20 protein-coding genes are annotated in these 23,110 nt (G+C 57.7%); 9 read left to right on the forward strand and 11 right to left on the reverse strand.

Features of this window, described 5'->3' with window-relative positions:
* Positions 1-10: 10 nt before the first annotated feature.
* From FTO60_RS15750 to FTO60_RS15765, 4 genes are all read left to right on the forward strand, one after another.
* Positions 11-469 (forward strand): LptA/OstA family protein, encoded by a 459-nt coding sequence (locus tag FTO60_RS15750; RefSeq protein ID WP_254696831.1) that lies wholly within the window; start codon positions 11-13, stop codon positions 467-469.
* Positions 469-1,230 (forward strand): LPS export ABC transporter ATP-binding protein, encoded by a 762-nt coding sequence (gene lptB / locus FTO60_RS15755; RefSeq protein ID WP_148056844.1) that lies wholly within the window; start codon positions 469-471, stop codon positions 1,228-1,230. The genes FTO60_RS15750 and lptB overlap by 1 nt, the downstream gene beginning before the upstream one ends.
* Before the next feature lie 223 nt (positions 1,231-1,453).
* Positions 1,454-2,029 carry a ribosome-associated translation inhibitor RaiA gene (gene raiA, locus FTO60_RS15760; RefSeq protein WP_148057185.1) on the forward strand — a complete coding sequence of 192 codons (576 nt, stop codon included), beginning with the start codon at positions 1,454-1,456 and terminating at the stop codon, positions 2,027-2,029.
* Between the two features lie 34 nt (positions 2,030-2,063).
* The gene (locus FTO60_RS15765; RefSeq protein ID WP_148056845.1) at positions 2,064-2,528 is read left to right on the forward strand and encodes a PTS sugar transporter subunit IIA; all 465 of its coding nucleotides are present in this window, start codon (positions 2,064-2,066) and stop codon (positions 2,526-2,528) included.
* Here FTO60_RS15765 and FTO60_RS15770 read toward each other — a convergent pair.
* The 8 genes from FTO60_RS15770 to cysQ all read right to left on the reverse strand — a co-directional run bounded on the left by FTO60_RS15770 (position 2,525) and on the right by cysQ (position 11,742).
* A complete protein-coding gene (locus tag FTO60_RS15770) occupies positions 2,525-3,949 on the reverse strand; it encodes a sulfotransferase family 2 domain-containing protein (RefSeq protein WP_148056846.1) in 1,425 nt (474 codons plus the stop codon). The genes FTO60_RS15765 and FTO60_RS15770 overlap by 4 nt on opposite strands.
* A gap of 3 nt (positions 3,950-3,952) precedes the next feature.
* A complete protein-coding gene (locus FTO60_RS15775; protein ID WP_148056847.1) occupies positions 3,953-5,650 on the reverse strand; it encodes a beta-1,6-N-acetylglucosaminyltransferase in 1,698 nt (565 codons plus the stop codon).
* Positions 5,647-6,657: a glycosyltransferase family 2 protein gene (locus FTO60_RS15780; protein ID WP_148056848.1), complete on the reverse strand. Its 1,011-nt coding sequence runs from the start codon at positions 6,655-6,657 to the stop codon at positions 5,647-5,649. Before FTO60_RS15780 ends, FTO60_RS15775 begins: the two co-directional genes overlap by 4 nt.
* Positions 6,658-6,705: 48 nt before the next feature.
* Entirely contained in the window at positions 6,706-7,869 is a 1,164-nt protein-coding gene (locus tag FTO60_RS15785; RefSeq protein WP_148056849.1) for a glycosyltransferase family 1 protein, read from the reverse strand.
* A 30-nt stretch (positions 7,870-7,899) separates the two neighbouring features.
* Positions 7,900-8,793 carry a UTP--glucose-1-phosphate uridylyltransferase GalU gene (galU, locus tag FTO60_RS15790; RefSeq protein WP_148056850.1) on the reverse strand — a complete coding sequence of 298 codons (894 nt, stop codon included), beginning with the start codon at positions 8,791-8,793 and terminating at the stop codon, positions 7,900-7,902.
* Positions 8,794-8,913: 120 nt separating this feature from the next.
* The gene (locus FTO60_RS15795) at positions 8,914-10,146 is read right to left on the reverse strand and encodes a glycosyltransferase family 2 protein (RefSeq protein WP_148056851.1); all 1,233 of its coding nucleotides are present in this window, start codon (positions 10,144-10,146) and stop codon (positions 8,914-8,916) included.
* Positions 10,143-10,943 (reverse strand): 3-deoxy-manno-octulosonate cytidylyltransferase, encoded by an 801-nt coding sequence (locus FTO60_RS15800; protein ID WP_148056852.1) that lies wholly within the window; start codon positions 10,941-10,943, stop codon positions 10,143-10,145. The genes FTO60_RS15795 and FTO60_RS15800 overlap by 4 nt, the downstream gene beginning before the upstream one ends.
* Position 10,944: 1 nt before the next feature.
* Positions 10,945-11,742, reverse strand: a complete 798-nt coding sequence (gene cysQ, locus FTO60_RS15805; RefSeq protein ID WP_148056853.1) for a 3'(2'),5'-bisphosphate nucleotidase CysQ — start codon at positions 11,740-11,742, stop codon at positions 10,945-10,947.
* A 142-nt stretch (positions 11,743-11,884) separates the two neighbouring features.
* Here cysQ and FTO60_RS15810 point away from each other — a divergent pair, with 142 nt between their 5' ends.
* The 5 genes from FTO60_RS15810 to radC all read left to right on the forward strand — a co-directional run bounded on the left by FTO60_RS15810 (position 11,885) and on the right by radC (position 17,484).
* Positions 11,885-12,706 carry an ABC transporter permease gene (locus FTO60_RS15810; RefSeq protein WP_148056854.1) on the forward strand — a complete coding sequence of 274 codons (822 nt, stop codon included), beginning with the start codon at positions 11,885-11,887 and terminating at the stop codon, positions 12,704-12,706.
* A gap of 89 nt (positions 12,707-12,795) precedes the next feature.
* A complete protein-coding gene (locus FTO60_RS15815) occupies positions 12,796-13,332 on the forward strand; it encodes a hypothetical protein (RefSeq protein ID WP_148056855.1) in 537 nt (178 codons plus the stop codon).
* Positions 13,333-13,529: 197 nt separating this feature from the next.
* Positions 13,530-15,431, forward strand: a complete 1,902-nt coding sequence (dnaK, locus tag FTO60_RS15820; RefSeq protein ID WP_148056856.1) for a molecular chaperone DnaK — start codon at positions 13,530-13,532, stop codon at positions 15,429-15,431.
* 73 nt (positions 15,432-15,504) lie between these two features.
* Positions 15,505-16,650, forward strand: a complete 1,146-nt coding sequence (dnaJ, locus tag FTO60_RS15825) for a molecular chaperone DnaJ (RefSeq protein WP_148056857.1) — start codon at positions 15,505-15,507, stop codon at positions 16,648-16,650.
* Positions 16,651-16,758: 108 nt separating this feature from the next.
* Complete coding sequence (radC, locus tag FTO60_RS15830) at positions 16,759-17,484, forward strand: DNA repair protein RadC (RefSeq protein WP_254696959.1); 726 nt, start codon at positions 16,759-16,761, stop codon at positions 17,482-17,484.
* On the opposite strand, the gene FTO60_RS15835 is transcribed toward radC, so the two are convergent.
* From FTO60_RS15835 to secA, 3 genes are all read right to left on the reverse strand, one after another.
* The gene (locus FTO60_RS15835; protein ID WP_148056859.1) at positions 17,481-19,079 is read right to left on the reverse strand and encodes a substrate-binding domain-containing protein; all 1,599 of its coding nucleotides are present in this window, start codon (positions 19,077-19,079) and stop codon (positions 17,481-17,483) included. The two genes, radC and FTO60_RS15835, sit on opposite strands and share 4 nt — an antisense overlap.
* Positions 19,076-20,161 (reverse strand): hypothetical protein, encoded by a 1,086-nt coding sequence (locus FTO60_RS15840; RefSeq protein ID WP_148056860.1) that lies wholly within the window; start codon positions 20,159-20,161, stop codon positions 19,076-19,078. Before FTO60_RS15840 ends, FTO60_RS15835 begins: the two co-directional genes overlap by 4 nt.
* Positions 20,162-20,277: 116 nt before the next feature.
* Positions 20,278-22,977, reverse strand: a complete 2,700-nt coding sequence (secA, locus tag FTO60_RS15845) for a preprotein translocase subunit SecA (protein ID WP_148056861.1) — start codon at positions 22,975-22,977, stop codon at positions 20,278-20,280.
* Positions 22,978-23,110 lie beyond the last annotated feature (133 nt).

Genomic DNA, 23,110 nt, shown 5'->3' on the forward strand with positions numbered 1-23,110 from the left:
CGCTTTTGCTTTGTTTTCACTTCTTGCCCTGCCCGCATCGGCACAGGGGACTGCAATCACCCTAGGTGGTCTGAACGCCGATCCGGCGGCACCGCTCGAAATTACCGCCGACAGCCTGAGCGTGGATCAAGACACTGGAATAGCGATCTTTACGGGCAATGTGGTTGTTGGACAGGGCGATCTGCGCTTGTCCGCCGGAGAAGTGCGCGTGGTTTATGACGACACCACGGGCGAGATCAACGCGCTCGACATTACTGGCGGCGTCACCTTTGTAACGGCAACTGAAGCCGCCGAATCGCAAACGGCGTCCTATAATCTTGAAACCGGTCAGCTGACACTGAGCGGTGAAGTGCTTGTCACCCAAGGCCCCAGCGCGATTGCCGCAGACCGTATGACGGTAAATCTGGAAACTGGCGCCGCGCGCATGGACGGGCGGGTGCGCACCGTCTTTCAGCAAGGCGAAAACTGATGGCCGACTCTCCTGATCTGACCGTCACCGATGGTGATGTTGGGCTGCGTATCGTCAACCTGCGCAAAAGCTATCGCAAAAAGGTGGTGATCCGCGATGTATCGATGGATCTCGGGCGCGGCGAGGTCGTGGCCCTGCTGGGTCCGAACGGATCGGGCAAAACGACTTGTTTTTATTCCATCGCCGGGCTTGTGACCCCCGAGGGCGGCCATGTGATCATCGACGGGCGCGATGTGACGGCCTTGCCAATGTATCGGCGTGCCAAGTTGGGTATCGGCTATTTACCACAGGAAATGTCTATTTTTCGCGGCATGTCGGTCGAGGACAACATTCTGGCTATTCTACAAATCGCCGAACCGGATCGTCGCGTGCGCCGCGAAAAACTCGAAGAGCTGCTCAGCGAATTTTCCATCGAACACCTGCGCCGCGCGCCTGCCCTTGCCCTGTCAGGCGGTGAACGCCGCCGCGTTGAAATCGCGCGCTGCCTCGCCGCTGGCCCGAAATACGTGCTGTTGGATGAACCCTTTGCGGGCGTCGACCCGATCGCGGTCGGCGAGATTCGCCACCTTGTTGCCGATTTGAAAAAACGCGGAATCGGCGTGCTGATCACGGATCATAACGTGCGTGAAACCCTCGAAATTGTGGACCGCGCCTATATTTTGCACGATGGCAAAGTCCTGATGACCGGCACCGCAGATGAGGTGGTTCAGGACGAAAACGTGCGCCGCGTCTATCTTGGCCAGAGTTTTCGCGTCAACTAATTGTTGTCGCTGAATGTCGTGGCAGGCCATTGACACCTTGGTTGATCTGTCGCCAAATGAAGGTGATGACACACTTGGTTTTCTCCTGCACCACACGTCGGGCTTTTGGGCCAGACTTGTGTCATAGAACCAAGATTCTGCCATCATACCCGTAACCTGCAGTTTTTTGCCGGGCCTTGGCCCGTTCGGAAAATTGCGCGTGCCTGAACATAAAGGAGGAACGATGCGGTATCAGATCAGTGGCAAGCAAATCGACATTGGCGAAGCGCTACAAACCCACGTGAAAACCGAACTGGGGGAAATTTTCGACAAATATGCGGGCCGTCCGACCGAGGCCTATGTGGTCTTTTCCAAGTCGGGGCACGAATTTGTTTGTGAGACTGTTGTGCATTTGTCAACTGGATTGACGGCACAGGCCAAGGCCCATGCTACTGAAATCTATGCGGCTTTTGACGGCTGTAGCGAAAAAATGGAAAAACAGCTGCGCCGCTACAAGCGCCGGTTGAAAGATCATCACAAGGATCGTTCGCAACCTGTTGAACTTTCGGACGCAGGCTCATATATCCTCGCCGCATCGGAGGAGTCGGAAGACGCCGAACCTGAGAATGTCACATCGATGATCGTGGCCGAAATGGAAGCGAAGATTCCTTCGCTATCTGTCGGCGAGGCGGTGATGCAGATGGAATTGGCAAATGCTCCGGTTCTGGTTTTCCGCAACGAAGGACATAACGGGGTCAACGTTGTTTACCGGCGCGACGATGGAAACATCGGCTGGGTTGATCCACGAAATTCAGGCTAAAGGTCGGCAGATGCCCGGCTAAGGGACAAGACCAATGCAGCTATCGGATTTGTTGCGACTGGACGGCGTCAAGGTAATTGGCGCTGCCACCAGCAAGAAACGTTTGTTCCATGATCTTGGCGCAATGGCGCTTGATTCGTTCGATCTCTCGCAGACTGACGTGGTCGATGCACTGCTTGACCGCGAAGCGCTTGGTCCCACCGGCGTCGGGCATGGTGTCGCCCTGCCCCATGCGCGCCTGCCGGGGCTGGACAAGGTCTGCGGGTTATTCGTGCGTTTGGAAAAGCCACTGGATTTTGATTCTGTGGATCGCCAGCCGGTCGATCTGGTGTTTGCCCTGTTTGCCCCCGAAGCGGCAGGCGCGGAACACCTCAAGGCGCTGGCGCTTGTCTCTCGCACCATGCGTGACGCCGATGTCTGCGCCAAACTGCGCGCAAACACGGACCCCGATACCCTTCATTCAATTTTGACCGAAGTGCACGCTACGCAGGCGGCCTAACCCCAATCACCGTAACCAAAGGTCATGTAGTCGCGCTGATATACGGCGCGGGTCGCGGTTTCGATCTCGGCGTCATAGATTTCCGCCAGACGCGCCGCATGCGGGTCACTGGCCTCTGCGGGTCGCGGCATGGTGTCCTTGCCGATTTGGGCCGCAAGTATCGCCAGGTCTTCGCCAAGCCGGTCCTCACGCAGGATCAGATCAGGCAGCACGAAATGCGCGAACCCCTGCAAGACCCCTGCTTGTGAAGCCCAGGCGGCATCAACCCTGATGCCGGTTTGCGATGCGAGATTCGCCTTGAGGAACCCCAGAAATGCAAGGAACGCCGTGCGATGCGCCTGCCTGTCATAGCTGTCGTCAGGCATGCTCTTTGGGATCGGCAGTTTGAACCGCTGGCGTAGGGTCGCGCGGATTTCACCGTAACTGCCTGGCCCCGTTTGCAGGATACGATCACAAAACGCGGCGTGGGCACGGGCAACAGGGTGGCGCACAACAGTGAAACTGCGATGGCCTGCGTGCTGGCGTTTCCATTGGCGAATGCTTTTTTGGTTAAAGCCGGACATCAACGCGTCCTGGTCCTGCCCATCCAGTGCGGCGAGCCACTGATTGATCACAGCTTCGGGACCGGAACGGATGGGCATATAAAGCAGCGGGCTTTGCGGAGCGGCCACGAATGTCGGCACCGCAGGGCCACGGCGGGGTTCAAAATTCGGCGTTCGGGTCAGGTTAAAATGGTCGATCTGCCCCAGCGCAATTTCCATCTCGTCATAGTTCTTGACCTTGTCAGACATCGGGCTTGGGTTTTGTTTCTTCAGGCTATTGTCCAGCGCATCAAGGCGCGTATCGCATCCCAGATAGGCAGCCAAACCGTTCATCACCGCGACGTCCTGCAGGTCTTCATAGGCCAGATAAAACGCTGTCTGACCTGACCGTTGCAGCGTATTGAGCAGATGCACCTGAAATTCCTGAAGCGCGGCCAAATGGGCCGCGAATTCCTTGGCATCAAAGATTATTTTCTCGACACGCGCATGTTTGACGTTTGTCAGCTTCCACTGACCCGTGGCCTGAGCGATTTTCCAGCTCACATAGCTTTCGACCGGATTGCGGGTCAGGATCACCTTGGCGCAGCGCGGATCGGGCAGGCAAACGTCAAGCGCGCGTTTGTCATGGTCATTGAAGAACCGGAAACCAGTTAGCGTGTCGGGATTATCCTTGATCCGGTTCATCAGCCGATCAGGGTCTGCATCACGTTCCGATTGCGTGACGCCAAGGATTTCCTCGCGGTTGGGATACCCGATGAAGTGCGGATTGAACGCCTCGCCAACACACGCCAGCCCATCGAATGCATTGATGTTCGTTTCCAGGAAATTGGACCCGGTGCGCATTTCGGCGAACACAACAAAATAGTCAAAAGACGCCATGAGTTACCTGACCAAATAGGGTTTGCGCGGTTTGGGCTGCACGTTGTCGGGGGCCGTTTCGGTTGGAAAATCACCCATCAAATATGGGTGCATCCCCTGGTTCTTGAGGTTCTGAAGAAACTGGCCAAAGCCTGTCAAATCGACAAGGCGCGGCGCTTCGGCCAGGCGGCGCAGGCTCTTGCCGCCCATTTCATCGACGATTCCTTGCAATGCTTCCATCGGGCTTTCGATAAAATCTGCCATGCTCCAGATTCGAATACGCGCCTTGGCATAGGGCGACCGCAGGACATTCAAATGATCGCTTTCGATCTTTTGCAGCGCGGCTGCTTCGGCCCGCAGATCGGCAAAGTTGCGGTTGGATTGAAACAAGGGCACGGCCCAGGCGCCGGAAATGACGCTGATTTGCGCGTTGGGGTCTTTGGCCATATCCCAGTTGATGATCTGTGTATCACGCGGGCCGAACTGAAAACACTGGCGTTCGCCACGGGTGTTCCAGATCAGGTTCGTCAGAAACATCCGCGCGTTATAATCCCGCACATTGGGGTTGTTGGACAGCGCACCACTAAAGGTTTCTTGCCGACCCTCGAATTCGACGACATCGGGCGCGAACAGATGGCCATGCACTCGCGCACCCGTGGCCTTGGCCAGCCAAGTGTCGAAATCCTCGAACAAGTCGCCAAACCCCTGAAACACGGAATAGGGCGCCGACGTGAAACCGTTTTCCCAGTTTTCGTTGGGGAAACGGCTTTGCATATAAAGGCCCGCGCGTCCTCGCGTCCGGCGATCGACGGCCTTGGCGAAGATCCGATCAATTTTGCCAGGGTTGGGCTCGGCGCCCTTCATCGCGCCAGCATCGTCACCAAGAAAAGTATCATAAAGCCGATCCGCATGACGCCAGATCTTGCGCGCTACAAAACAGTCGGACCGGCGCAAAAGCTGTAGGTGATCGTCGTAAAAGATGTGCGGCTTGCCCTGAAAATCGAACTTGGACAGGGTCAGCGAACGGCTTTCGATATTCTGCGAATACAGCCGCACAATCGTCTGAAAATAGCTTTCGTCAGGAATCCAGACCTTGCTGAAATAGCGGTCATAGGTCGGGCGATCGGGGTCTTGCAAAATGGCCGAAAGCGTTTGCCGCGTCAGGCACCACCACTGGCTACCCATGTGCGGAACGATTCCGTCAGGTGTGCGGCGATAAAGTTTGAAGCGGCGCTGAAATTCAACGTAGCGATCAAATAGAAACCGGTTCTTTTTCCATGAAAACGGGAACCGCAGCGTGAACCGTTCATGGTCAAGTCCGCCAACTGTCCACGGCACATCCGCCGTTGTCGCGCTTTCGATGAAGTCGGTGCGCGGCCGGGCATCAAGATAGCGCTGAAGTTCGGCAACGGGGCGCAGCGGCATGCATGACCCGGACGCAAGATAAACATGCCTGACCTGCGCGAACTTTTCCAACATCAGCTCGGATGCGCTTTGTGATGCGGCGACGATGCCCCATGTACCCCATTCACAGCGGTGGCGCTTGGAAAACAGCGCATCGGGCAGATCCGCCAGTGCGGCGACAAAAGCATCATGGGTTGCGCGATCAACGGATTTGTCGACGTGAACGACGACAGGGCAGTCACTTGCGGCCCAATGCCGGATCACCTGTTCAGCGCGATCCAGCGCGTCGTGCACCAGCATGACAATCCCGACGGTCATGCCCAGTTCCCTTTAGACATCAGTCCCAGAATTTCCAGCTGCCGCCAGTTGATATATTTCTCGCTCCACTTGCACCAAAGATCGGGATCGTCCGACAGGCCCGAAGCATAGGCCTTGTATTCGTGGCTATTGGCATAGTGCTGCTTGCGCGACAGTTCCTCGGCGGCCTTGACGCTAAAGGTGTCGAGAAACTTGGTATGCAGCAAAACGCCGCTCGCCTTTTCGCCACCCCACTCGTCGTAAACAAGGTTCAATCCCCGCGGCAGCACCATATGTGTGGAACTGACATAGGCATAGTTGCGATCCCATTTGATAAGCGGGATTTTATTGAGAGCAGGCGCGCGCCAGGGTTCATCGGGGAAAAACTTGCGCGCGCGCGGCCCGCCTTGAATCCACAGATTGCCAAATTTTCGGTTCTTGTAGATCGAATAGTTGCCCGCATCGAACCATGACGCGATTTCAAGCGGATCCTGATTGCGTTGATAAGGCACATCATCGATGCGCCCCTTGGGATACATATCCAGCAGCATCGCCCCGAAGGATTTGATCGACGATGCATCAAGCCAATCGGTCAGCGCGCGCAGCGGGCGCGTATCGCAAAACGGATAGACCAGAAATTCATCGGGATCGATAACAAGGCACCAATGCCCGTGCGCATATTTCATCTGCAGCCAGTTAAGCCAATCAACCCCGAACCGCGCGCGTTTATAGCTGCCCTTGGTCGTCCAAAGCGACACATCGGGTTGATCAGCAAGATATTCGCGCCCGCCATCATCGCTGTCGTTGTCGACCATCAGAAAATGGTTCACGCCCTTGTCGCGATAATATTTCAGGAAATACGGTAGGCGGATATCTTCGTTTCGGAAGGTCGAAAAGACGAGGATATCACCCTTTTTGATTTGCTTGGTGCGGTCCTGAACGGGCTTCAGTTGCCGACGCTTGCGGAACGCACGGATGCGCCAGCGCTTGCGCTGCAACCTAAGCCGATATGACTGCCAAGCACCCATTTACTTCCCTTGATCTTCAGAGGCACCCAGCCTCGCACACCCGCGATATCATGTCATGCTTAACACGATCTTGAAGTGATCTGCCCAAGTGGGCGCGATCATCTTGTCATTGGGGCGACAATCCTGCTGCTCTGCGATCATCTTAACTATCTTTTCCCACTCATAACTGCCTGTGACGTCTAGGTAAACGCCCCTGTCGCCGAGCACTTCGCGCCAGATGGCAAGATCGCCACAGATGACAGGCGTGCCCAGCACAGCTGCTTCGACCGGAGGCAGGCCAAATCCTTCGGCAAATGAAGGGAACAGCATGGCGCGCGCGCCTTGGGTCAGAGCGGCAATCGCACCGTCGCTTAAACCCGGCATTTCCGTCACGCCCACGATACCCGTATCGAGGCGGGCAAACACATCTTCATTCTGCCAGCCGCGGCTGCCGCAGATGAACAACTGCGGTGCATCTGCGCCCAACCTCTCCCAGATATCCAGCAACAGCGCTTGGTTCTTGCGCGGTTCGATCGTCCCGACGGTAATAAAATATGGGCGCGACAGGTCGACCCCTTTGGGAAGGGCCGCCGGATCGGGGGCCGCCAGATCAACACCCAGATGCGCCACGACCTCGACGCCGTTGGTGGTCCCGACATGCGCGTGAAACCTGCCGCGCGTGTCTTGCGAGTTGAAAATCACGCGGTCCGCAAATTCGACCGTCGCCGCGATCTTGCGCGTGAAGGTTTCCTTTACACTGGCGCGCTGGTACTGTGGAAAATCAATCGGGATCATGTCATGGATCAGCACGTTGATCCTGCTACCCCTAAGCGCCTTGATCGGCGCAAGCGTGCGACGGGTCAGATTGCTGTGGGCCACGGCATAGTAATCGACGCCGCCTTGAAACTGTCGCAGCATCCTTGCCAGACCAAACCGCCCGCACCGAGCGACAGAAACACGGCGCGCAAGGGTCAAGGCGGCCTGCTGATGACGCGACAGACGGTAAGACAGGCGCGCAAAGGTGTTCGCGTGGCCCCAGTCACCGGACTGCGTCGCGTTCAGGATTGCGGCCATACCAACACGATCCACCAACAGATATCCGACCGACGTGCGGATCAACCCAAAGGCAGGCCGATCATCTGCCAAAAAGCGGCGCAGATAAGCCAGCTCGACCCGATCAACCCCGGTCAGGACACGCCCGGCACGCGACAATAGCCGCGAAAGATTCAGCAAGCGGGGTTTTGGATTCCGGTCCAACGGGACCTACTGCGCAGCCTGACGCATCGACATCATCTCGGCCAGATACTGGCCGAATTCTTCACGCAGGTCTTCGCGGGCTAGGCCGAACGCCACGGTCGCCTGCAAGAACCCGGCCTTGGACCCGCAATCAAACCGCTGGCCACGGAACCGGAACCCATAAACATCGCGATCCTGTGCGATTTCTTCGGCAATAGCGTCGGTTAGCTGAATTTCACCGCCCGTGCCGGATTTGATCCGGTTAAGGTTTTGCATGATTTTCGGGGTCAGGATGTAGCGGCCGATAACGGCCAGATTCGATGGCGCCTCGTCTGCCGGGGGCTTTTCAACCATACCCTTGACCGACACCATGCCACCCATGTCTTCCCTAATGTCCAGCATACCGTAAGATGATGCCTTGTCCTGCGGCACTTCCATCGCGGCGACCATGCAGCCGCCGGTTTCAGCGTGCGCCTCGACCATCTGCTGCAGACAGGGCGTTTCCGCCGCGATCACATCGTCAGGCAGGATCACGGCAAAGGGTTCGTTACCCACCAGACGGCGCGCACACCAGACGGCGTGACCAAGACCCAGCGCCTTGTGCTGGCGGATATAGGCAATCGCGCCGCTGTCCATGTTTGTTGTCTTAAGAGTCTCCAGCAGGTCGCTCTTGCCCTTTTTACGCAGCGTATTCTCAAGCTCGGGAGAGTGGTCAAAATAGTCTTCCAACGCGGATTTTCCGCGTGACGTGACAAAAATGAATTCCTTGATGCCGGCCGCGCGGGCTTCATCAATGGCGTATTGAATGAGTGGACGGTCCACCAACGTCATGATTTCCTTGGGCACGGATTTCGTCGCGGGCAGGAAGCGTGTCCCCAACCCGGCCACAGGGAAGATTGCCTTGGTTACTTTCTTTTTCATCGCGCCACCCACTCACTAGCCCCGATGCCTTCGGGATCGTTTGGTTAATCTTAACACGGAAACCCCCGTCAAAAGAATGACCAATCCCCATAATCGGCGGGGAAAATCCGGTCATAGTTGTCAATCCGCACCGCTCCGCACGGGCGCAACGCGATTAACCTCGCGTTTCAGGCGGCTTTTCCAACGGTAAGGCCACCAGATACGATCACTGCGCAGCGACCGTCCGAACAACCCGCCGCACTGTTCCCAGTAGCCATCCTGATGAAAGCCGACCCTGTGATAACGCGCAGAAGTGGAGAACAGGTAAAGACTGACAATCGCGCCATCCTGCACGGCGCGCACGGCATCGGCGCGCCGTTCACGCCAGTTCCAGCGCCGCGCCGACAGCACCATATGGCCTTTGGCCTGCACGGTTGGCGCAAACGCAAGGAAGGGCGATTGCGGGGGGGGAAGCTGGGTCAGCGTTGCAAGGTCGCGCGATTCCGCCTCGGCGCAGCCTTTGTCAAAACCGCGCATCAGGCGCGTCACATCGCCTGGCATCAGATTGCCCGCGATCATGTGACGAAGCAGCCGTTTGCGTTGCTGCGCGCGCTCCATAGCAACAACACCGGAATGATCCGCATTGGGCGCATTGCGACGCAAGAACACCACAAGACTTGCGCCGATGTGGGTCAAATCCTTGGGCGCCCGATTGGCGGCGCGATAGGCACTGGCCGCGAACCCGTGATGCACCTGCGCGCGCGGCGCAATCGCAGTGCTGGCTTGGGTTGCGGCAAGGCGCATGTTCAGATCGCTTTCGTCCAGATAGAACGCGTATTCTGGATCGAACCCGCCAAGCCGCGCCAGAACGTCGCGCCGAAACGCCATGTTCGTGCCTTCGGTCTTGATCCCGCGCGTCGGCGTGCCTTGCAACAGGGTCGGGCGGGTCTCATCGATCGCAATCGGGGCCGAACTGCCATCGGGGCGAATATCGCGGGCTTTCCACTGGAAACTGATGCCGTTGCGCCCGATGACAAAACCACCCACAGCGCTGACAGCCGCATCACCAAAGGGCGCCACCAGGTAGGACAGCCACGTGGGTTCGGGCACGGCATCATCGTCGATGAAAGCAACAATCTTGCCGGCGGCCTGCGCAATGCCAAGGTTGCGGGCCTGCGAGATATTCGGCGCGTCAAAGGCAACCGTCTTGATCCGGTCAGCCAACCCGTCAACGGCTTTCAGCCCCTCGCGGTCCGCAACGACGATCACCTCGAAATGCGGATAACGCAGTTGGCTGATACCCATCAGGCACAAACGCAAAGCATCGGGGCGGCCACGGCTGACAACGACAATGCTGACGTTTTCTGCGCTCACACTGCCCCCATCTGCTGTAACATCGCCTCGATCCGCGGCACATCTTCGGGGTTGTTCAGCTCCCAGAACTGGCGGCCACGCGCCACGACCTCGACGCAAAGCATATGCGCGCCGCGTTCAAGAAACCGGAGCTGCTCCAACCCTTCAAGCTGCTCAAGCGGTCCAGCCGCCCAACGGGGATAGGCCGCAAGCGCCGAGGGGCGATAAGCATAGACGCCAACGTGATGAAACACGGGCGTTTCATCAGTATCGGCGTAGGTCTTGCCGGTATAGGGAATAACCTCTTTCGAAAAATAAAGTGCGTTGTGATCAGCCCCGAACACGGCCGTTGTGCCACCAACACGCCCCGCGCGACGGTCCTCGAGAAACCCGTTCAAGGCACGCCCTTCGGTGCGCAACACAGGCGTTGCAACTTCGGCGACCGGGTGCACGCGCAAGGCACTGACAAGATCTTCGACAAACCATGCGGGCGTCAGAGGGGCATCGCCCTGCAAGTTGACAATCACATCATAGCCGCCACCCAAGGCATCATAGGCTTCGGCGCAGCGTTCGGTCCCGTTTTGACAGTCTTGGGATGTCATCACGACATCGGCGCCGAACGCCTCGCTCGCCGCCTTGATGCGATCGTCATCGGTGGCCACCACCACACGATCCACGCCCTGCACCGACATCGCCGCCTCCCACGAACGTTTGATCAGGCTTTTGGCCTGACCGTCCGCACCGCGCAATTCGACCAAGGGCTTGCCCGGATAACGGGTGCTGGCATAGCGGGCGGGAATGACGATCAGGGTGCCCATGTTACGCCTGCTTCAGGTCAACGCCGGGGGCATAGGCGATAAAAAACGGGTTCGCGAAACCCGCTTTGCCATAGGCAAGCGTTTCGTGATTATCAAAGCGCACAACATGGCCGCCTGCACCAGTAAGAACAGCGTGCCCAGCGGCGGTGTCCCATTCCATTGTGCGGCCGACGCGCGGATAAATATCAGCCTCGCCCGTAGCGATCAGACAGAATTTCAGGGACGAGCCTGCACTTTTCATATCCTTGACGGCGTATTTGTTGATGTAGTCGTCCGTGGCCTGATCACGGTGCGATTTTGACGCGACAACCATCAATGCCGCGTTATCGGGCGATGACACGCTGATCGGCGCAGTCGGGCCGGGGGTATCCTTGGCGAAAGCGCCGGTTTCTTCGACGGATTGGCCGTCGGGAAGGGTGTAGAACAGGCGCCCCTTGGCGGGTGCATAGACCACGCCGCGCACAGGCACACCGTCAACGACATAAGCAATGTTCACGGTAAAATCGCCACGGCGATGGACGAACTCCTTGGTTCCATCCAGCGGATCAACAATCAAAAAGGTGCTGGCGCTTTGCGCATGAGTCGCGGCCTGTTCCTCGGTCACGAGTGTCACCTCTGGAAAGGCGGCGCGCAAACCCGCAGAAATGATCTCGTCCGCTGCTTCGTCGGCAGCGGTGACGGGGCTCTCATCGCTCTTGGTCTTCACTTCGAAATCGGGGCCATTATAGATCTCCATGATCTTGTCGCCCGCTTCCAGGGAAAGACGGCGCATCACCCGGCCCAGCTTGTCAAAATCCATGCCTTTGGTTCCTCATGTGGCCACACAAACACCCCACGGCCTTGTTATTGAAAAAAGGGGGCAATCCCCTTATGGTCCTGTGCTAAGAGATCGGCAAGATTTTCGTGCCAAACAGAGGCACAGCGGCAAAGGCAGGCCCACAATGTTTGAAGACACACGACCAGTCACAAGGTCACGCACGGCCTTTTCCATGCTGGGGCTGATCTACCACAGCATCGTGCGCGATATCCGCAAGGATAGCAGCAATGCGCTTGTCGGGCTGTTGATGAACATGATGCAAACGATCGTCTTTGTGGCGGCGTTCTATTTCATGTTTTCGGTGCTGGGGCTCAAGGGCAGCGCGATCCGCGGTGATTTCCTGCTTTATATCATGTCAGGCATTTTTCTATTCCTGACCCATACCAAAGCCATGACAGCCGTGTTCCGCTCTGAAGGGCCATCCTCGGCGATGATGAAACACGCGCCGATGAACACGATCATCGCGATCACGGCTGCCGCACTCAGTTCGCTTTACATTCAGGTGCTGTCGATGGCGGCGGTGCTGTTCGTCTACCACGTAGCGATCACGCCGGTTTACATCGACAAGCCAATCGGCGCTTTTGGCGCCCTCTTGCTGGCGTGGTTTTCGGGCGTCGCTGTCGGCGTGATCTTTCTGTCGCTCAAACCTTGGCTGCCCGGGTTCACGCAGATCGCGTCGTCGATCTATGCACGCGCCAACATGATCGCATCGGGCAAGATGTTTGTGGCCAATTCACTGCCAAGCACGATGCTCCCGTTGTTCGATTGGAACCCGCTGTTTCACAGCATCGATCAGTCGCGCGGCTTCGTCTTTATCAACTACAATCCGCACTATAGCTCGATCAGCTATCCTGTGACCGTCAGCGTTGTCTTGATCATGATCGGCATGATGCTGGAGTTCTACACACGCAAGAACGCATCCATCAGCTGGGAAGCGGCACGGTGATCTGGCGCCTGTGCGCCGCCTTGTGCCTTTGGGCAACGGCGGCTTGGGCGGAAACTACTAACTTTCCCGCCCTATATGATGTGTCAGGGGTGGCCAGCGATGATGTTCTCAATATCCGCAGCGCCCCGGAGGCGTCGTCAGACATCATCGCAACCTTGCAACACGATGCCAAGGGCATTGAGGTTGTCGGAACGGACGACGCCAAAGACTGGGCCATCGTCAATGCGGGGGAACAAGCGGGCTGGGTGTCTTTGGCCTATCTGCGACTGGTGCCTGACGCGATGTGGACAAATATGTCATCACCCTTGGCCTGCTACGGAACAGAACCGTTTTGGGATGTTATGCTAACCCCGCGCGCACCGTCGACGCTTACCCTCAACGCGGACGCCTACGGTCCCATGATCCCGGTCTGGGAAAGCGGCGCCTGGGGTAATCCGCTGCGCATGATCCTGCGCCACGACATCCCCGATGGGGAGATCGTCAGCTATATCGAGGCAGAGTCATGCAATGACGGCATGTCGGACCGTGAATTTGGCCTGAGCCTGCGCATGATCATTGACGGGTCCGAGGGTGGCTTGCGCGATGGTGCGGTCTTGCGTGGCTGTTGTTCGATCGCAGAACGCTAGACAGAACCGACACCGAACTGCCACTTCTGCAAAATTGGCGAAAATGCTGTGCTGGCATAGGTTGCAGCGCCCCAAACCCATCCCTATATACCCCAGTGATCCGCGAGACGGGCTTGCCCCCTATCGCATTAACTATCGGGCGCGGATGCCGGAACGGGTCCGCTCCGCTCAAACTGCCTTAAGAAGGGATTTGAAACATGGCCAAAGTCATCGGTATTGACCTCGGAACCACCAACTCTTGCGTTGCCATCATGGATGGCTCCAAACCGCGCGTTGTCGAAAACTCGGAAGGTGCGCGCACAACGCCGTCGATCGTCGCCTTTACCGACGATGAACGCCTTGTCGGCCAGTCGGCCAAACGTCAGGCTGTCACGAACCCCGAAAACACCGTCTTTGGTGTCAAGCGCCTGATCGGACGTCGCTTTGACGATGCAGATCTGGCCAAGGACAAAAAGAACATGCCGTTTAACGTAATTGACGGCGGAAATGGCGATGCCTGGGTTGAAGCCAAGGGCGAAAAATACTCTCCCAGCCAGATTTCCGCTTTCATCCTCGGCAAGATGAAAGAAACCGCCGAAAGCTATCTTGGCGAAGAAGTGACGCAGGCCGTCATCACGGTGCCTGCCTACTTTAACGATGCCCAGCGTCAGGCCACCAAGGACGCCGGCAAGATCGCCGGCCTTGAAGTGCTGCGCATCATCAACGAACCAACAGCCGCCGCGCTGGCCTATGGTCTTGATAAGACCGAAACGCACACCATCGCGGTTTATGACCTTGGTGGTGGCACGTTCGATGTGACCATTCTGGAAATCGACGACGGGTTGTTCGAAGTGAAGTCCACCAACGGTGATACGTTCCTTGGTGGTGAAGACTTTGACATGCGCATCGTCAACTATCTGGCCGAGCAGTTCAAGAAAGAGAACGGCGTTGACCTGACCAAGGACAAGATGGCCCTCCAGCGTCTGAAAGAAGCTGCTGAAAAGGCCAAGATCGAGCTGTCTTCGTCCAGCCAGACCGAAATCAACCAGCCGTTTATTTCGATGGACGGCGCATCCGGTCAGCCGTTGCACCTTGTTGTGAAACTGACCCGCGCCAAGCTGGAAAGCCTTGTGGGCGATCTGATCAAGGCCTCGATCAAGCCATGCCAAGCCGCGTTGAAAGACGCTGGCCTGTCGATCAACGACATCGACGAAGTTGTCTTGGTTGGCGGGATGACCCGCATGCCAAAGGTGATCGAAGAAGTGACCAAGTTCTTTGGCAAAGAGCCGAACAAGGGCGTGAACCCGGATGAAGTCGTCGCGATGGGTGCCGCCATTCAGGCCGGTGTTCTTCAAGGCGACGTCAAGGATGTGGTTCTGCTGGACGTCACGCCACTGTCGCTTGGGATTGAAACGCTGGGTGGTGTGTTCACCCGTCTGATCGACCGCAACACGACGATCCCGACGAAAAAGTCGCAGATTTTCAGCACGGCCGAAGACAACCAGAACGCGGTGACAATCCGGGTATTCCAGGGTGAACGCGAAATGGCGCAGGACAACAAGATGCTGGGCCAGTTCAATCTTGAAGATATCCCGCCCGCACCACGTGGTCTGCCCCAGATCGAAGTGACCTTTGATATTGACGCCAACGGCATTGTGTCGGTAGGCGCATCCGACAAGGGCACCGGCAAAGAGCAAAAGATCACGATCCAGGCCTCGGGCGGTCTGTCGGACGAAGACATCGAAGCGATGGTCAAGGACGCCGAGGCAAACGCCGACGCCGACAAGGAACGCCGCGAGATGGTCGAGGCCCGCAACCAGGCGGAAAGCCTGATCCATTCGACCGAAAAATCGGTTGAGGAACACAGCGACAAGGTTGATCCGACAACGATCGAAGCGATCGAACTGGCTGTTGCCGCCCTCAAGGACGACCTCGAAGGCGACGCCACTGCCGACAAGATCAAGTCGGGTATCCAGAACGTGACCGAAGCTGCCATGAAGCTGGGCGAGGCAATCTACAAGGCCAGCCAAGACGAAGCCGGCGAAGAAGGCCCCGAGAACGTGGACGACGATATCGTCGATGCCGACTTCGAAGACCTTGATGGCGACAAGCGCGACTAAGCGCAGGTGAACAATAAGACCGGCCCGCAGCACTGCCGGGCCGGTCTTTGCCTTCCCAAGGGAACACAAAGTCATGGCAAAACGCGATTATTATGAAATTCTCGGGGTCTCGAAGGGCGCAAGCGCCGACGAGATCAAGAAGGGATATCGCACCAAGGCGAAAGAACTTCACCCTGATCGTAACACCGACAATCCCAAGGCCGAGGCCCAGTTCAAAGAAGCGAACGAAGCCTACGAAGTCCTGAAAGACGCCAACAAAAAGGCGGCCTATGATCGCTACGGCCACGCCGCGTTTGAAAACGGCATGGGCGGCGGCGGCGGGCGCCCCGGTGGCGGTGGCCAAGGCGATTTCGCCAGCGCGTTCAGCGACGTTTTTGACGACCTCTTTGGCGACTTCATGGGTGGCCAGCGCGGCGGCGGCGGACGTCGCGCGGCGCGTGGCAACGACCTGCGCTACAACCTGCGCATCGACCTCGAAGAAGCCTATACCGGCCTGCAAAAAACCATCACCGTCCCGACAGCCGTGGAATGTGACACCTGCCACGGGAGCGGTGCTGAAGGCGGCGCTGAGCCGCAAACCTGCCCGACCTGCTCGGGCATGGGCAAGGTGCGTGCGCAACAGGGCTTTTTCACCGTTGAGCGCACCTGCCCAACCTGCAACGGCATGGGCCAGACGATCAAGAACCCCTGTAAATCCTGTCACGGTCAGGGCCGCGTCGAAAAAGAAAAATCGCTGTCGGTCAACATCCCCGCGGGCGTCGAAACCGGCACCCGTATTCGCCTTGCTGGCGAAGGCGAGGCGGGCATGCGCGGCGGTCCGACCGGCGATCTGTATATCTTTATCGAAGTGCGTGAACACAAGCTGTTCGAACGCGAAGGCAACAACCTGTTTTGCCGCGTGCCCGTGTCGATGACCGATGCCGCCCTTGGTGGCGATATCGAAGTGCCAACCATCGACGGTGGCCGTTCGCGCGTGAAAATCCCCCAAGGCAGCCAATCGGGCCGCCAGATGCGTCTGCGCGCCAAGGGTATGCCAGCCCTGCGCGGTGCCGGCGCGGGCGATATGTTCATCGAACTAGCCGTCGAAACACCTGTGAACCTCACCAGCAAGCAAAAAGAGCTGCTGCGCGAGTTCGACAAGCTGGCCGAGGACAACAATCCGCAAAGCTCCAGCTTTTTTAGCTCGGTCAAATCGTTCTGGGACGGAATGAAGGGCTGATCTTAGCCAATCATTAACCAAACGGTAAGCGAATCGCGCCAGTCTGGGTGCATGAAACAACTCCGCTCAATGGGCGAAATGCCCCTCCCCTTGCTTGAACCCGATCTGATGGGGCAGGACGAGGTCACGATCGTGCCAGCCATGCCCAAGGCTGCAAAAATTCCATCCTATATCAGTGACCACCGCAAACGTCTGCGCGAACGGTTCATGACTGGTGGCGCGGATGCCCTGCCCGATTACGAAATGCTGGAGATGGTGCTGTTCCGCGCGATCCCGCGTCAAGACGTCAAACCGCTGGCGCGCACCCTGATCGACACCTTTGGCGATTTTAACCGCGTGCTGTCGGCCCCGCCCGCGCGCCTAACCCAGATCAACGGTGTTGGCGATGCCGTCGTTTGCGAACTCAAACTGGTTGAGGCCGCCTCGCAACGCCTAGCCCGCGCCAAAGTGATGAAAACGCACGTGATTTCAAGCTGGGATGCCGTTCTGGACTATTGCCATACGGTGATGGCGCACCGCGATACTGAACAGTTCCGCGTGCTTTATCTTGACCGCAAGAATACCCTCATCGCCGATGAAGCGCAGGGTAAAGGCACCATTGATCATGTGCCGGTATACCCGCGCGAGGTCGTGAAACGCGCTCTGGAACTGAACGCGAGCGCGCTGATTCTGGTGCATAATCACCCTTCGGGTGATCCAACGCCATCGGACAGCGATATCGATATGACTCGGCAAATAAACGAGGCGGCGGGATCACTTGATATCACGGTCCATGATCACCTGATCATTGGTAAATCACGCGAACTCAGTTTTCGATCCGCCGGGCTGCTTTAGCGGCGGTCAGCCACCCACAATTCAACCCGGCGGTTAGTCTGCTGGCCCCACAGAGTGTCATCGCAGGCCATCGGCAAGGCTTCGCCAAATGCCTCGGTTTCAAGCGAGACTTGCGGCGGCAACCCCGGCTCCAGGGCCGCTATGACTGCGCGGCGGACAGCCTGCGCGCGCGCGCTGGACAGGTCACGATTCGCATTTGCCGGGCCGCGCCCATCACTGAACCCGACCAACATCAGCACATACCCATCATGTCGTCCGTCACGAATATCACGCGCCAGTTGCAGCACATTCGAGCGCGACTGCGCGTCCAAACGGGTTGATCCCACCTCGAAGCGGAAAGTCGTGGACAGCCGCACCTGTGGCCCCAAAATACGCACCATGCGCTGCAACTCGGCCAAGGGAACTTCTGCGCCCGCCGCTGTGATGGCCTGCGCAAATCGGTCCCCCTGCTGCGCAACAGGGATCGCTATCGCCGTCTGATCTACAAACCCGGCGCGCCGGATCACCAGCTGCGCAGACGGGCGACGCAACCAACCAAGAAACGCGTCAACTTCGGGGTGCAGGCGGCGCGCGGGCAAATATAGAAACAATGGCATGGTTAGCGGATAATCTTCGGTCTTGAGCGTCATCAGGCGCGCCGCAACGCCGATCCCGCAGCTTCCAACCAACCGCATTGGCTGTGTATCGCCCAGCGCGCCAAACGGCAAAACCCCAAAGCCGCGCGGATCATTCATAAGGGCGGCCGCCAGTCCTTCGGGGGTGGCATGACGCTGCACATCAGGGGAAACAGTGCGGCCAGCAGGCGCAAGAACCCGTGCCTGAAACCCCTGCATCTGACCCAGCCAGTCGGGCAATAGATGCAGGGCAATCGCGGCGTCTGACCCGCCAATATCAGCCCAGTTCGTGACCTCGCCCGCGAAGATACGCGACACATTCTCGAGCGAAATTTGCGCCAGGCCCGTTTCCGGGGACACCACAGGCACCAAAGCATCCAGCGCGATAATCCGGCTGCGCCCCTGCCGGTCAAGCTGCCCAAGGCCGGCTTCACGCGCAAGCGCAAGTTCAGCGGCGGTCACTTCACGGGCGGACATGACGATATCAGCCTCGGAGGCAACCAGGTCCGCAAACCCATCCGCACTGGTGGTTGATCGCACGACAATCTGCATCAGGCCCTTGCCCGAATCGACACTGTGAAGCTGAAAGGTCACTACGCCATCGATCCGGCGCGCAATCGCGACAGTGGCCCCAACGTCGCGCGCATAAGCTTCTATCAGCGGCGGCATGATGAGCTGCCCTATACGCTGCGACCCAGAAAAACGGACAATCGGAACGAAATTCGCATCGGGGCAGGCCGCACCCACACAGGTCAAGCTATCATAGGCAAGCGTGACTTCTCCCGCAGGTGTTTCGACCCGAATGAACTGTCCGTCAAAGCCAAGAAACCGGCCTGACACTGCAAAATCACTGTCTGGCAAAGCAAGCTGGATGTCATCATCCTGCGCCCAGGCGGATGAGCACAGAAAAACGAAAAGTGCGGCAAGATATGCCGCACCCTTCCATCCTGAAAAGCTGTCACCAATCTGTCTACACGTCATCTCGACGCGAGTGTCAGGTCCTGGAACATATTTTTCAACACAATAAAGTCACCAACCGCGTCGCAACCCGGCAACGTCATCGTCAGATCAAGCGCCTGGGTTTCGGCACCCGGGATAATCTGGATAGATTGCGCAGCGATGTCACGGCCACAGTTGTTTGCGGTGATTTCGGCTTCGACGCTCAGGGCAACATCGCCATTCAGCACCCCCTTACCTGATGGGAAAGAGTAGACTTCGACCATAAAGGCAGAATCAACCTCGGCAGCGCCCATGCGCGACATAAAGCCGTTCGCGCCCGTCGTCGCCCCATCCTTGTTGCCCAGTGAAGCGGCCCAAATGTGGCCGTCCTGACCATAGTCGGCACCAAATTCCAGCGCGTGAAGTTGCAGACCGGTGTCACCGCTCCACTGCAAGACGGCACGGTCATAATCCGCGACCTCAGGCGTTGAAAGGGTCGCAACTGCGCCTTCACCGCTGTCAAATGCGGCAATGAAAACTGCCATTTCAGCAAGCGAGGGGCTTGAGAATTCAGCGTTGCCTTCATCGTCGGTGACGACCGTAAACATCATGCCCTGATGGTGGATCGTAACGGCGGCGTTGGGCTGGCATGGCGCGGACAACACCAGGTCAACCATAGCCATGTCGCCTGCAACGCCGGTCATGTCGACTGTGCAAGCTTCGGCTGCAACTGGATCTTCAAGGATTGCGTCCATGACGGGCGCATCCGTTTCCACAGCGGCCATCTGCACTGGAGCTTCAATGCGTTCGGGTGCCAGTTCTGCCTCGGGGACGGCGATCGCGGCGATGATATCTTCGGCCTTGGGCGCGACAATCATCGGGCCTTCCTCAGGCTTGGGTGTCAAACCGGCTTCTTGGACGGGTGCCATATCCTCGACGGTCATGGGCGCCGCTTCGCTGACCTCCTCGGGCATCGCGATGGGGGCAACGGTTGCAGCCGCAGGGCGCGAGGCGTCATTGCCCAGACGGGACGCAAGCGCGTCGCCATTTTGCATCACAAAACCAATACCAAGCGCCACCGCAAAGGTGCCGCCTGCCATGACAATCTGCTTCACTCGGGACATGATATGCCTCCTTCTCCTGACGGATTTGGAGGCAATGTGCCAAGTGATGGTGGCCTTAGAAGGTCACGACAAGGGTATGTTCAAGGCTGAATTCGGGCAAAATCCGGACTCTGGCCCTAGACCAGCCGCCCGTGACAATGCTTGAACTTCTTGCCTGATCCACAGGGGCATTCATCGTTGCGGCCCGGATTTCCCCATGTTGCGGGATCGTTTTCGTTAAACCCATCCTTGGCCGCGGCCAAGGTCGGCGCAGCCGCACCCGCAGCCACCGCAGCCGCCTGCATCTGCTTTTGCTGCGCTGTGACCTGCGCGATCATTGCCTTTTGCTCTTCTTCGGTCATCGGGCGGATTTGCGCCAGTTTCTGTGTCACATCCTCGCGCAGGCTATCAAGCAAGCCTTCAAACAACTGAAAGCTCTCGGTTTTATATTCATTCAGGGGATCGCGCTGGGCATAGCCACGGAACCCTACGACCGAACGCAGATGCTCCAGTGTCAGCAGGTGCTCGCGCCATTTCGCATCAATCGTTTGTAGCAGGATCTGCTTTTCGATGTTGCGCATTGTTTCGGCACCGAAACTTTCGGTCTTTTCGGCCATGAATTCGTCGGTCGCCTCTTCCAGACGCTCGCGGATGTCAGACTGATCAACGCCGTCTTCATCGGCCCAGGCCATGACCGGCAGGTCAATGCCAAGCTGGGCAATCACGGCCGCATAAAGGCCTTCGGTATCCCATTGGTCGGCATAGCTGCGCGGCGGCAGATACTGGTTCACAAGGTCTTCGATCACCTGATGACGCATGTCCTGTGCAATTTCGGCCAAGTCCTGCGCTTCCATGATCTCACGGCGTTGGCCAAAGATGACCTTGCGCTGATCGTTCATCACATCATCGAACTTCAGCAACTGCTTGCGAATATCAAAGTTGCGGCCTTCGACCTTGGCCTGCGCGCGTTCCAGCGACTTGTTGACCCAAGGATGCACAATCGCTTCGCCATCTTTCATGCCCAGGCTGGACAATACCTTGTCCAGACGCTCGGACCCGAAAATGCGCATCAGGTCGTCTTCCAGTGACAGGAAAAACGACGAACGGCCCGGATCGCCCTGACGGCCCGACCGGCCACGCAGCTGGTTATCGATCCGGCGACTTTCGTGGCGTTCGGTGGCCAGAACGAACAACCCACCGGCGGCCTTGACGGCCTCTTCGTCGGCTTTGTGCGCAGCTTCAATCCGCTGGCGCACCTCTTCGTTGTCGTCATTGGGATCGGCATCAATCGCCTGCATCACCTGCATTTCGACATTGCCACCCAGTTTGATGTCGGTGCCGCGACCCGCCATGTTGGTGGCAATCGTCACCGCGCCCAGCTTACCGGCGTCAGCAATGATCTGCGCCTCCTGCTCGTGCTGACGGGCGTTCAGCACGTTGTGTATGATCCCTTCGGCGGTCAGCATCTGACTCAGGAATTCAGACTTTTCAATCGAGGTCGTGCCAACAAGGATCGGCTGGCCTTTGGCGTTCGCCTCCTTGACGGCCTTCACGACACCATCGAATTTTTCCTTGGCCGTGCGATAAACCTGATCATGCTCGTCAACGCGGGCAATGGGGCGGTTTGTCGGCACTTCGACCACGCCAAGCCCATAAATTTCGGCAAATTCTTCGGCTTCGGTCAGCGCCGTGCCGGTCATACCGGCCAGTTTGTCATAAAGCCGGAAGTAGTTTTGGAATGTAACAGAGGCCAGCGTGACGTTTTCTGGCTGGATCTTACAATCTTCCTTGGCCTCGATCGCCTGATGCAACCCGTCCGACAAACGGCGGCCCGCCATCATCCGACCGGTGAATTCGTCAATCAGCACAACTTCGCCGTCACGTACGATGTAATCCTTGTCCCGCGTGAACAGCTTGTGTGCGCGCAGACCCTGATTGACATGGTGCACGATCGTGGTGCTTTCGGGATCATAAAGCGTTTGATCCTTGGGAAGGATACCTTCGAACTGCAGACGTCCTTCAAGGAACTCGTTGCCCTCGTCAGTAAAAGTCACGTTGCGGGTCTTTTCATCCAACGAATAATGATCGTCCTTTAGGAAAGGGATCACGGCGTCGATGGTTTTATACAGCTCGCTGCGATCCTGCGCGGGGCCGGATATAATCAGTGGCGTGCGCGCCTCGTCGATCAGGATGCTGTCCACCTCGTCGACAATCGCAAAGTTGTGACCGCGTTGGTGCATCTGGTTCAGCTCGGACTTCATATTGTCGCGCAAATAGTCGAACCCAAGCTCGTTATTTGTCGCATAGGTCACGTCAGACTGATACGCGGCCTTCTTTTCGTCGTCGGGTTGCTGTGGGTAAATCACGCCGGTGGTCAGGCCCAAGGCGCCATAAACCTTGCTCATCCATTCGGCGTCACGTTTGGCAAGATAGTCGTTGACAGTGACGATATGCACGCCCTTACCGGTCAACGCATTCAGATAGGCGGGAAAGGTCGCGACAAGGGTCTTGCCCTCGCCGGTTTTCATCTCGGCGATGTTCCCCTGATGCAGGAAAATTCCGCCCATAAGTTGTGTATCGAAGGCGCGTAACCCCAGCGCACGTTTTGCGGCTTCGCGGCAGTTGGCAAAGGCCTCGGGCAGGATCGCATCAAGCGATTCACCGCCCATAGCGCGTTTCGCCAGTTCCTCGGTCTTGGCCTTGATGCCATCGTCATCAAGCTTTTCAAACTCGGGCTCGAGCGCGTTGATCTTTTCGATCAGCGGCCGCGTAGCCTTGATTTTGCGGTCATTCGGTGTGCCAAACACCTTTTTGGCCATAGTTCCGATACCCAGCATATTCTCTCCGCCGCCTGCCTTGGTCAAAAAATGAGGAGGTTGGTTGCCCCTGTCGGGCGTGGCCCCTAGAAATAGCGCCAAGACCGGCCCCCTAAGGACCATAAAGCGATGTAAGGGGCCACATACACACTGT

Source organism: Octadecabacter sp. SW4 (assembly GCF_008065155.1).
Taxonomy (GTDB): domain Bacteria; phylum Pseudomonadota; class Alphaproteobacteria; order Rhodobacterales; family Rhodobacteraceae; genus SW4.